Origin of the sequence: Pseudomonas sp. FSL W5-0203, assembly GCF_001896155.1 — a bacterium.
GTDB classification, from domain to species: Bacteria; Pseudomonadota; Gammaproteobacteria; order Pseudomonadales; family Pseudomonadaceae; genus Aquipseudomonas; species Aquipseudomonas paracarnis.
Window position 1 is genome coordinate 1 of record NZ_MPOR01000003.1, and the last position, 11,502, is coordinate 11,502.

Consider the following 11,502-nt stretch of genomic DNA (forward strand, 5'->3'; position numbering starts at 1 on the left):
CAGGTGCTGGTGATCGCAAGGTCGTGGAAGTTCGAGTCTTCTCCTGGGCACCAAATTCAGATCAAACCCGCGAAAGCGGGTTTTTTCGTTTCCGGGGTTTGAAAACTTCCCCAGTGATTTCCCCCTCATCCGCACTTGAGAAGATTTATCGTTTATCCTTGCAATGATTTGTTGCATATAAGCGAGGAACACTTCGGATGATGATCCGTGACAACCGACTCAAGACATCCCTTCTGCGCGGCCTGACCCTCACCCTACTCAGCCTGACCCTGCTCTCGCCCGCCGCCCATTCTGCCGACAAGGTCTCCCTGACCTTATACAACGGCCAACACAAAGAAGTCGGCGATGAACTCGCCAAGGCCTTCGAAGCCAAGACCGGCATCCACGTCAACGTGCGCAAAGGCAGCAGCAACCAGTTGGCCAGCCAAGTCGTCGAAGAAGGTGAGCGCTCCCCTGCCGACGTCATCTACACCGAAGAATCACCGCCCCTGAACAAACTCGGCGAGCAAGGCCTGTTGGCAAAAATCGATGCCAGCACCCTCGATGTGCTGCCCAAGGATTACGTGGGTAAAAACGGCGACTGGATGGGCGTGACCGCACGCACCCGCGTCGTAGCCTTCAACCCCAAATTGATTGCGGAAAAAGACTTGCCCAAGTCGGTACTGGATTTCGCCGGCCCTGAATGGCAAGGCAAGGTCGGTTTCGTGCCCACCAGCGGCGCGTTCCAGGAACAAGCCGTGGCAATCATCAAGCTGCACGGTCGCGAAGCCGCAGAAGAATGGCTGACCGGCCTGCGCGCCTTCGGCAAGGTGTACAGCAACAATATGGTCGCCCTCAAGGCCGTGGAAAACGGCGAAGTGGCTACCGTGCTGGTAAACAACTACTACTGGTTCGCCCTGAAAAAGGAAAAAACCAACCTGGACTCCCAGCTGCATTACTTCACCGATGGTGATGCTGGCGGCCTGATCACCGTGTCCTCCGCTGCCGCACTCAAATCCAGCAAGCATCCCAAAGAAGCTCAGCAATTGCTGGCATTCATGGCCAGCGAAGAGGGCCAGCGCGTGATCACCAACACGTCGGCCGAGTACCCGCTGCGCAAGGGCATGGAATCGAACCGCGGCCTCAAGCCATTTAGCGAGCTGCAGCCACCAAAGGTCACCCCCGCAGACCTGGGTAACGCCGAAGAAGCCCTGGAGCTGGAACGTGACGTTGGCCTGAACTGATGAACCCATCGCTTTCCGTCACGGGGTTCACCCCCCGTCGCAAACGCCCATCAATCTGGCTGCTGCTGCCTGTGCTATTGCTGGTTGGCCTGAGCCTGTTGCCGCTCGCCTATGTCGGGCTCAAAGCCTGGCAGGCGGGCTGGACGGAGGCGGTGCATCTACTGTGGCGACCTTATGTGTTCGGGCTGCTGCGCAACACGCTGGCATTGATGGTCGGCGTGACCCTGACCTGCGGCGTGATCGGCCTGTCCCTGGCCTGGCTACTGGAACGCAGCAACCTGCCAGGACGGCGCATCTGGGGCGTGATCCTGTGCCTGCCGTTTGCGGTGCCGGCGTTTGTCAGCAGCTTTACCTGGGTGTCGCTGAGCGCTCAGTTCGAGGGGCTCGGTGGCGCGATCCTGGTGATGAGCCTGTCCAAATACCCGCTGGTGTTTTTGCCGGTGGCGGCAACACTGCGCAATCTAGACCCCTCCCTGGAAGAATCGGCCCGCACGCTAGGGCTCAACCGCTGGGGCGTGTTCTTTCGCATCACACTCCCGCTGCTGTGGCCATCGCTGCTGGCCGGCTCACTATTGATCGCACTGCACATGCTGGTGGAATTCGGCGCGCTGTCGATTATCGGGTTGCAGACCTTCACCACCGCGATCTACCAGCAGTTCGAACTGGAATTCAGCAATGCCAATGCGGCAATGCTCTCGGCAGTGCTGCTGGTGATGTGCCTGACCCTGCTGTGGCTGGAGCTGCGCGTACGCGGCAAAGGCCGGCATGTGCGCATCGGCCAGGGCGCGGCGCGGCACGCCGAGCAGGTTCGACTCGGCAAGTGGGCGCCATTGGGCCAGGTGTATTGCCTGGCATTGGCGATCATCGGCAGCGGCATCCCGCTGGGCATGCTCGGCTATTGGTTGGCCGTCGGTTCGTCAGCGGCGTTTCCGATGGCCGAGATCAGCGAGGCGCTGCTGTCATCCCTGGCGCTCTCCCTGGGCGGCGCCGCACTGTGCCTGGTACTGGCAGTGCCGGTTGGGCTGCTGGTGGTGCGCTACAAAGGACAGTTGGCAATCTGGGCCGAACGCTTGCCGTATCTACTGCATGCCCTGCCCGGCCTGGTGATTGCGCTGACCCTGGTGTATTTCGCCCTGCATTACATCCCCGCGCTGTACCAGACCTCTGCGTTATTGCTGATTGCTTATGCGCTGCTGTTTTTGCCGTTGGCACAGGCGCCGATTCGTACAGCACTGAACAAGGCGGCGCCACAGCTGGAAGAGGCTGCGCGCACGTTAGGCGCATCGTCCTTCAGTGCGTTTTGCCGGGTGACGTTGCCAATCATCTTTCCGGCGCTGGGGGCGGCGTTTGCCTTGGTATTCCTGGATGCGATGAAGGAATTGACGGCGACGTTGCTGCTCAGCCCGACCGGGTTGAATACCTTGGCGACGGCCGTCTGGGCACATACCTCGAATGTGGAATTTGCGGCGGCGGCGCCGTATGCGGCGTTGTTGATAGTGGTGTCGGGGTTGCCGGTGTATCTGCTCACGACTCGGATGTATCTGAGTCGCTGAAACAGCTATCGCAGGCAAGCCAGCCCCCACAGTGACCGGGTTCCAACTTTGGAATGCAGTTGAATGTGGGAGCTGGCTTGCCTGCGATGAGGCCAGTCCAGACAACCTCACGCCCTGAACTGCCCCAAACTCGCCTTCAACTGCGCCGCCAACCCATCCAACACCTTGCCACTGGCCGTCGTCTCCACCACCGCTTGCGCCGCACGCTCGGCCTGGGCATGAATCACCTCGACGCGCCCACGCACCGCATGCGCGCCCTGGGCTTGATGCTCGGCCGCGCGCGTCGCCAGGCCAATCGCCGCATGCACCTGCTCCACAGAAGCCTGCACCGTCTGCTGCAAGCGCACGCTGTCGCGCAGCACCAGCAAGCCCTCACTGGCCTGGCGCCCCGCCTTGCCGATGGTTTCTACGGCCTCACGCGCGCCCTGCTGCAACGCAACAATATGCGCCTGGATATCGCCAGTGGAGCTTTGAGTCTTGCTGGCCAGCGCACGCACTTCATCGGCCACCACCGCAAAGCCGCGCCCAGTCTCGCCAGCCCGTGCCGCTTCGATGGCCGCGTTGAGAGCGAGCAGGTTGGTTTGCTCGGCGATACCGTGAATCACGGTCAACACCACTTCAATTTGTTCGCTTTGCTGCGCCAGCCGTTCGATCACCTGGGAACCGGCCTGCACCTGCCCCGCCAACGCCTCGATCAAGCTGCCAACTTCGGCCGAGGTCCGTGAGTTTTCATCCGTGGCCTGGCGAATATCCACCACCTGCTGCAGGGCCGCCTGCATGGCGTGGCTTTCGGCCTGGGCCTCATCGGCCATTTGCGACAAAGCGCGCAAACTCTCGGCCACTTCATCACGCTGCAAGCCCGCCGCCGCATCGGCGCCAGCATTGCGCAACGTCATGGCGCCGATTTCCACACCAGTACGCTGGGCCACGTCGCCTGCCTCCCGCACGATGGGCTGCAACTTATCCACAAAGCGATTGACCGCCGAGGCCATATCGCCGATTTCATCCTTGCTGTTGATCTGCACGCGCTTGGTGAGGTCGCCTTCGCCGGCCGCCAGGTCATCCATCGCGGCAATCAGCAGCTTCAGACGATTGACCACGCGCCGGCCCAGCACAATAGCGATCAGCAGCAAGACCCCAAGCCCCACCAGCGCCAGACCCATGCCGATACGCCAGCGCAGGGTGCCCGCCGCGTCTTGCACAGCGGCGGCCGTGTTGGCCGTCATTTGCGTGGCAGTGGCTTGCGCCGATTGCAGCCGGGCGCCCATGGCGTTGGCGCTGTCAGCAGCGGCTCCCTTGAGGCTGTCACCCACCAGCTGATCACCGCTGGCGATCAGCGCGGCAAAGCGCTTATCCAAGGCTTGCAGATCGGCTTCAACCGTCGCGGTCGACACGCCCATGCGCACCTTGCCGATCTCCACACCGTTGGGGCTGATAGAGGCTTCGACGTAATACACGGACGGGTCTGTCTTGGCCGCGTCCAGCACCTTATCCAGGGCACGCTCCCCTGCGCCCTTTGCCAGCAGGGCCTGGTTGATCGGGTTTTCGCGGTTCAGGTATCGGGTCAGGTGCTCGCCTGCGGCGTCGTCATACACCACGAACAGCACATTGGGGTTGCGCTGGGCCCGGCGGGCAAACTCAGAAAGGGTCGGCACGTCACTGTCCCACATGGCACGGGGCGCGACCGAGGCCAGCAGTTGCGCCATGTCATTGGCGGAGTCCTGCAGGTCTTTTTCCAGCGTCGCACGCAACTGCTTTTGCTCTTCCTGCAAGCGCGTGGAAAGCCCGGCTGTGAGGCGCTGGCGCGTGCTGGCGGAGAGGCTGTCCAGGCTGGACGTGACTTCCTTGCCAGCCTGGGCCAGTTCGCCAGACAACTTCTGGCTATCTATGCCCAGACGATTGCCCAAATCGGCTTCCAGCGCCGTCACCGTGCTCCGCGCCAGCGCGACGGCCACCAGCACTTGCACCAAAAGAGCGATACCAAGGGTAACGAACACCGGCCGCAACAGACGGCTTTGTAACAACGAGAGAACGGCAGACACTGGAAATCCCTCCACCACGGGTGCCACTAATTTGATAGCACCTCGAAAGAGGGAAACACAGCAAGGGTCGTGCCGTTTGCCAGGCAGAAACGACAAAGGGCTCCCGAAGGAGCCCTTTGCTTTTTACATCAACAGCTTATTACGCGAACGGGTGACGCAGAACGATGGTCTCGTTGCGGTCCGGGCCGGTCGAAATAATGTCGATCGGTGCACCGATCAGCTCTTCCACACGCTTGATGTAGGCGCGGGCGTTGGCTGGCAGTTCTTCCAGGGTCTTGGCGCCCACGGTCGATTCGGTCCAGCCTGGTACTTCTTCGTACACAGGCTGCAGGCCCACGTAGCTGTCAGCGTCAGTCGGGGCAACATCGTTGCCTTGGGCGTCTTTGTAGCCGACGCAAATGTTGATGGCTTCCAGGCCGTCGAGTACATCCAGCTTGGTCAGGCAGATGCCCGAGATGCTGTTCACATCGATAGCGCGACGCAGGATAACGGCGTCGAACCAGCCGCAACGACGAGCACGGCCAGTGGTGGCGCCGAATTCGTGACCTTGCTTGGCCAGGTGTGCGCCAACGTCGTCGAACAGCTCAGTCGGGAACGGACCGGAACCTACACGGGTGGTGTAAGCCTTGGTGATGCCCAGGATGTAGTCCAGGAACATCGGGCCAACGCCCGAGCCGGTGGCAACGCCGCCAGCAGTAGTGTTGGAGCTGGTCACGTACGGGTAGGTACCGTGGTCGATGTCCAGCAACGAACCCTGGGCACCTTCGAACATGATGTCCTTGCCAGCGCGACGCAGCTCGTGCAGCTCGGCCGTCACGTCCAGCATCAGCGGCTTTAGCAGCTCAGCGTATTCCTTGCACTCGGCCAGGGTCTTTTCAAACTCGATGGCTGGCTCTTTGTAGTAACCGACCAGCATGAAGTTGTGGTAATCCACCAGTTCACGCAGCTTGTCTTCAAAGCGCGGCATGTTGAGCAGGTCGCCCACACGCAGGCCACGACGTGCAACCTTGTCTTCGTAGGCCGGGCCGATGCCGCGACCGGTGGTGCCGATCTTCAGCTCGCCACGCGCCTTTTCACGGGCCTGGTCCAGCGCAACGTGGAAGGACAGGATCAGCGGGCAGGACGGGCTGATACGCAGGCGCTCGCGCACCGGTACGCCTTTTTCTTCCAGCTTGGTGATCTCGCGCAGCAGGGCGTCAGGTGCAACCACCACGCCGTTGCCGATCAGGCACTGCACGCCTTCGCGCAGAACACCCGACGGGATCAGGTGCAAGACGGTTTTTTCGCCATCGATGACCAGGGTGTGGCCAGCGTTGTGGCCACCTTGGTAGCGCACTACGGCGGCAGCATGTTCGGTCAGCAGATCAACGATCTTGCCTTTGCCCTCATCACCCCATTGGGTGCCCAGGACTACGACATTCTTACCCATAACACTTGTCCTCATTCGCGCAAACTTGGTGCCGGCGATGGCCGGCAGGAAAACTCAAGAAGCCAGTGGCGATACTTGCCAAAGCCCGTTCTGCTGAATCAATTGCCGGTCGCAGTCCGCTTCACGGGCGGCGGCCAATGGCTGCCCAGGCAAGGCCTGGACTACACGCTGACCCTCACGGCGTAACTGGCAAACCTGCTGCCAGAGCGCTGCGTCCGTACTGTCGGGCATCCAGATGCCACCAAACGGCAGCTCGACCTCAGCACGCCCCAGGGTCACCAGGGTTTTCAAATCGGTGGAAAAACCAGTGGCCGGACGCGCACGACCGAAGTCGGCGCCGATATCGTCATAGCGACCACCTTGGGCGATGGCCTGGCCAACACCCGGAACGAACACCGCGAACACCACACCGGTGTGGTAGTGGTAGCCGCGCAATTCACCCAGATCAAAATACAGCGGCAGCTGCGGGAACCGTGCCGACAAGCGCTCGGCAATCGCCAGCACATCATCCAGTGCCGCCAATACCGGTGCCGGCGCATTGGCCAGGCGCTCACGCGCAGCCACCAGCACTTCACGGCCGCCGCACAGGTCTACCAGCGCGCGCAGCATGCCAGCCAGCTCAGCAGGCACACCCTCGGTGAGGGCGATCACTTCATCGATCGCCTTGCGCTGCAGGGCATCGAACAACTGTTGCTCCACTTCACCGGACAACCCGGCAGCGCGCGCCAGGCCACGGTAGATACCGACGTGGCCCAGGTCCATGTGCACATCCGGCACATCAGCCAGTTGCAGCATGGCCAGCATCAGGCTGATCACTTCAACATCGCTGCTCGGGCTGGCATCGCCGTACAACTCGGCGCCCAACTGGATCGGGCTACGGGAGGACGACAACGCACGTGGCTGGGCATGCAGTACGCTGCCGGCGTAGCACAGGCGGCTCGGGCCTTCGCGACGCAGGGTGTGCGCATCGATGCGCGCCACTTGCGGCGTGATGTCGGCACGGAACCCCATTTGTCGGCCCGATTGCGGGTCGATGACCTTGAAGGTGCGCAGATCCAGGTCCTGGCCCGCGCCGGTCAGCAGGGATTCCAGGTACTCGATATGGGGAGTCACGACAAACTCGTAACCCCAGCTCTGGAACAGATCCAACACCTGGCGACGCGCTACTTCAATGCGCGCAGCTTCTGGTGGCAGTACTTCTTCGATGCCATCTGGCAGCAGCCAGCGGTCTACCGTTGCCATTACGCCATTCCCCTTTGATCCGGGCGGCCAGCCCTCGGCCGAGCCTTGAGTGAAGCAGAAAATACCCGCCCCTTGCATAAACCACGCGCAAGAGCGACGTGACGAACGGCCTGCAAACGGCCTCGTCGGGCACTTTCCTCGAAAAACCTGTCACGCCTGCCGAATCAAACATGCAGACGCAAAAAAGCCGGGAATTTCCCGGCTGCCGCATCATACACCCGTTTTCTGAAAGGATCACCCCGCCAGGCATTTTAGCCGCCCGACGGAGTGCGCCTTACAGAATCACGGGCTGGTTACTTGGACTTTTCCAGGTAGCGGAAGAAGTCGCTGCTTGGGTCCAGCACCAGTACGTCGGTTTTGTTCGCGAAGCTTTCACGGTAGGCACGCAGGCTACGGTAGAACGCGTAGAACTCCTGATCCTGGCCATAGGCCTTGGCGTAAATCGCCGCGGCTTGAGCATCGCCATCACCACGCGCCTCTTCAGACTCACGGTAGGCTTCTGCCAGCAGTACACGACGCTGACGGTCGGCATCGGCACGGATACCTTCAGCCAACTCGTTACCCTTGGCGCGGTGCTCACGCGCTTCACGCTCACGCTCGGTGCTCATACGCTCGAACACGCTGCGGTTCACTTCCTTGGGCAGGTCAATGGCCTTGACGCGAACGTCGACCACTTCAATACCCAGCTCTTTTTCCGCCATGGTGTTCAGCGAACGGGTGATGTCAGCCATCAGCGCATCACGCTCACCGGATACCACCTCGTGCAGGGTGCGCTTACCAAACTGGTCACGCAGCCCCGATTCCAGACGACGGGACAAACGCTCGTCGGCAATCTGCTTGAGGCCGGAAGTCGCGGTGTAGAAGCGCTCGGCATCCTTGACGCGCCACTTGGCGTAGGCGTCAACCATCACGGCTTTCTTTTCCAGGGTCAGGAAGCGCTGTGTCGGTGCATCCAGGGTCATCAGGCGGGCGTCGAACTTGCGCACCTGGTTGACGTAGGGGACTTTCACATGCAGGCCCGGCTGGACATCCGCCTGGACCACGCGACCGAATTGCAGCAGCACCGCACGCTCGGTCTGAGCGACGATGTAGAAGCAGTTCCAGGCAGCGATGACCACGACGACGCCCACAATCAGGGCGGTCAGCGATTTATTGCTCATCAACGGCTCTCCCTGGTACGTGTTTGCTGTTGCAGCAAGTCAGCGGCCGCACGGGCACTCGCTTCGTTGGCAGCGGCATTCGAACCGGTGGACGGTGCACTGGCGCCGCTACGACCACCTTCGATCATCTTGTCCAGCGGCAGGTACAGCAGGTTGTTCTGCCCACCTTTGCTGCCGGTCACGAGAACCTTGCTGGTGTTGCTGAAGACTTCCTGCATGGTGTCCAGGTACAGACGCTCGCGGGTCACTTCAGGAGCCTTGCGGTACTCGGCGACCAGCTTGGTGAAACGATCTGCCTCACCCTTGGCGCGGGAGACCACTTCATCGCGGTAACCGTTGGCATCTTCAAGGATGCGCTGGGCCTGACCACGGGCTTCCGGCACAACGCCGTTGGCATAGGTTTCAGCCTGGTTGCGCGAACGCTGCTCGTCTTCACGGGCACGGATCACGTCGTCAAAGGCTTCCTGCACTTCACGCGGTGCCGCTGCGCTCTGTACGTTCACCTGAGTGACGGTAATACCAGTGCGATAGGTATCGAGGAACCGTTGCAGACGCTCCTTGATTTCGCTGGCCATCAACTCACGACCTTCGGTCAGCACCTGATCCATGGCGGTGGAACCCACCACGTGGCGCAGGGCACTTTCGGTTGCGTGTTGCAGGCTGATTTCCGGCTGATCAACGTTCAGCACGAAGTCTTGCAGGTTGCTGATCTTGTACTGCACGGTCAGCGGCACTTCGACGATGTTCTCGTCTTCGGTCAGCATCTGGCCCTGCTTGGTGTACGCACGCTCACGCGTCACGTTCTCCATGTACTTCTTGTCGATCGGCGGGAAATAGATGTTCAGGCCTGGCCCGACAGTCTCGTAGTACTTGCCGAAGCGCAGCACCACGGCTTGCTCCTGCTCGTCCACCACGTAGACCGCGCTGTACAGCCATACGGCCGCGAGCACGACAAGACCCAGGCCCAGCAGGCCATAGCCACCGCCCTTGCTTGTGCGACCGCCGTCGTCACCACCACGTTTTTTTCCACCACCGAACAACCCATTCAGGCTTTCCTGCAGCTTTCGGAAGGCCTCGTCGAGATCCGGTGGCCCCTTGCGGTCGCCGTTATTGCGGCGCTTACCACCCCAAGGATCCTGATTATTCGAGTTGCCACCCGGCTCATTCCAAGCCATAGCGCTCTCCATCTGATAAAGCAAAGACGCACCCACGGCGCGCCGACCAATGCTACAGAATGCCTGCTACTGCGGCACAACCGCTTTCTCAGGCTTTTATTGCAAAGTGTGTTGTTCGATAAACTCTGCCGGTACAACACCCTCTCGGCTGACCAGCCGATTGAGTTCCGAGCGTGGCAATCGAACGGCCAGCAAGCTGACACCTTCTTCGTCGTGTTCTTCTTTCTGTACAGCGCCCAACTCGAAAAACTGTGCACGCAGTCGAGCAAAACGCTGCGGCAAGCGCAAGGTGCCGACGAACAAATCGCTGCCGAGCAATTCGGCAATGGCTTGTTCCAGCAACTCCAAGCCACTGCCATCTCGCGCCGACAACCAGACCCGCTGGGGCTTGCCGTTCTCGTCGCGCTGGATCTGTGGCTCAACGCCTTCAAGCAAATCGAGTTTGTTATAGACCTCGAGGATCGGCAAGTCCTGGGCACCAATCTCGCCCAGCACCACCATGACCTGTTCAATCTGCAACATGCGATCCGGTTCGGCCGCATCGATCACGTGCAACAGCAAGTCGGAATTGCTCGACTCTTCGAGCGTAGACCGAAATGCCTCGACGAGCTTGTGGGGCAGGTGACGAATGAAACCCACGGTATCGGCCAGCACAATCGGCCCCAGGTCGTCGATGTCCAGACGCCGCAGAGTCGGGTCGAGGGTGGCGAACAGTTGGTCGGCCGCGTACACATCCGACTTGGTCACGTTATTGAACAGCGTGGATTTGCCGGCGTTGGTGTAGCCCACCAACGACACCGTAGGGATATCCGCACGGGAACGGCCACGTCGCGACTGCTCGCGCTGGCTGCGCACTTTTTCCAGGCGGCCCTTGATCTGGCGCAGGCGAACCCGCAGCAGACGCCGGTCGGTTTCCAACTGGGTTTCACCCGGGCCACGCATGCCGATACCGCCACCCTGACGCTCAAGGTGAGTCCAGCCGCGAACCAGGCGGGTGCTCATGTGATCAAGCTGGGCCAGTTCGACCTGGAGCTTGCCTTCATGGGTACGGGCGCGCTGGGCGAAAATGTCGAGAATCAGGCCGGTACGGTCGATCACGCGACACTCGAAAACACGTTCGAGGTTACGTTCCTGACTGGGCGTGAGGGTGTGATTGAAGATCACCAGATCGGCTTCTTCGGCATGAACCAGGTCGCGCAGTTCCTCGACCTTGCCGCTGCCAATCAGGTATTTGGCGGTTGGCCGATGACGCGGTACGTTAAAAAACGCAACGGTCTCGGCGCCGGCCGAATTTGCCAACTCCTGAAACTCCTGCGGATCTTCGCGCGCCTCAGGGTCCTGTCCATCCAAGTGAACGAGGATTACTCGCTCACCACCACCGTGGCGCTCAAAGAACAAAGGAGACTCCTATCAGGCGTTACCTGGCTCAGCGTCACCCTGTTCATCACCGGCTGCGCTAGGCAGACGGATTGGACGAACTGGAACGACTGTCGAGATAGCGTGCTTGTAAACCATCTGGCTGACGGTGTTTTTCAGCAGGATAACGAATTGGTCGAACGACTCGATCGTACCTTGCAGCTTGATGCCGTTGACCAGATAGATGGAAACCCCAACTTTCTCTTTACGTAAAGTATTCAAGTAAGGGTCTTGTAGCGAATGCCCTTTTGACATGTGCCGC

The 11,502-nt window shown here is 60.7% G+C and carries 9 protein-coding genes; 2 read left to right on the top strand and 7 right to left on the bottom strand.

Translation table 11 applies throughout. The features are described 5' to 3' along the window. Positions 1 to 197 precede the first annotated feature (197 nt). Both BOP96_RS03830 and BOP96_RS03835 read left to right on the top strand, forming a co-directional pair. A complete protein-coding gene (locus tag BOP96_RS03830; RefSeq protein ID WP_003188071.1) occupies positions 198 to 1,223 on the top strand; it encodes an extracellular solute-binding protein in 1,026 nt (341 codons plus the stop codon). Then, on the top strand, positions 1,223 to 2,776 hold the full coding sequence (locus tag BOP96_RS03835) for an ABC transporter permease (protein ID WP_073451883.1): 1,554 nt from the start codon (positions 1,223 to 1,225) through the stop codon (positions 2,774 to 2,776). Before BOP96_RS03830 ends, BOP96_RS03835 begins: the two co-directional genes overlap by 1 nt. A gap of 107 nt (positions 2,777 to 2,883) precedes the next feature. Here BOP96_RS03835 and BOP96_RS03840 read toward each other — a convergent pair whose 3' ends face one another. From BOP96_RS03840 to hfq, 7 genes are all read right to left on the bottom strand, one after another. Then, positions 2,884 to 4,818, bottom strand: a complete 1,935-nt coding sequence (locus BOP96_RS03840) for a methyl-accepting chemotaxis protein (protein ID WP_073451885.1) — start codon at positions 4,816 to 4,818, stop codon at positions 2,884 to 2,886. A gap of 139 nt (positions 4,819 to 4,957) precedes the next feature. Beyond that, positions 4,958 to 6,247 (bottom strand): adenylosuccinate synthase, encoded by a 1,290-nt coding sequence (locus tag BOP96_RS03845; protein WP_020301628.1) that lies wholly within the window; start codon positions 6,245 to 6,247, stop codon positions 4,958 to 4,960. 54 nt (positions 6,248 to 6,301) lie between these two features. Beyond that, a complete protein-coding gene (locus BOP96_RS03850; protein WP_073451887.1) occupies positions 6,302 to 7,489 on the bottom strand; it encodes an ATP phosphoribosyltransferase regulatory subunit in 1,188 nt (395 codons plus the stop codon). Positions 7,490 to 7,782: 293 nt separating this feature from the next. Continuing rightward, a complete protein-coding gene (gene hflC / locus BOP96_RS03855; RefSeq protein WP_003188064.1) occupies positions 7,783 to 8,649 on the bottom strand; it encodes a protease modulator HflC in 867 nt (288 codons plus the stop codon). Continuing rightward, on the bottom strand, positions 8,649 to 9,824 hold the full coding sequence (hflK, locus tag BOP96_RS03860) for an FtsH protease activity modulator HflK (RefSeq protein WP_003188062.1): 1,176 nt from the start codon (positions 9,822 to 9,824) through the stop codon (positions 8,649 to 8,651). The genes hflC and hflK overlap by 1 nt, the downstream gene beginning before the upstream one ends. Before the next feature lie 96 nt (positions 9,825 to 9,920). Further along, positions 9,921 to 11,222, bottom strand: a complete 1,302-nt coding sequence (hflX, locus tag BOP96_RS03865) for a ribosome rescue GTPase HflX (RefSeq protein WP_003188061.1) — start codon at positions 11,220 to 11,222, stop codon at positions 9,921 to 9,923. Positions 11,223 to 11,234: 12 nt separating this feature from the next. Next, the gene (hfq, locus tag BOP96_RS03870; RefSeq protein ID WP_003188059.1) at positions 11,235 to 11,495 is read right to left on the bottom strand and encodes an RNA chaperone Hfq; all 261 of its coding nucleotides are present in this window, start codon (positions 11,493 to 11,495) and stop codon (positions 11,235 to 11,237) included. Positions 11,496 to 11,502 lie beyond the last annotated feature (7 nt).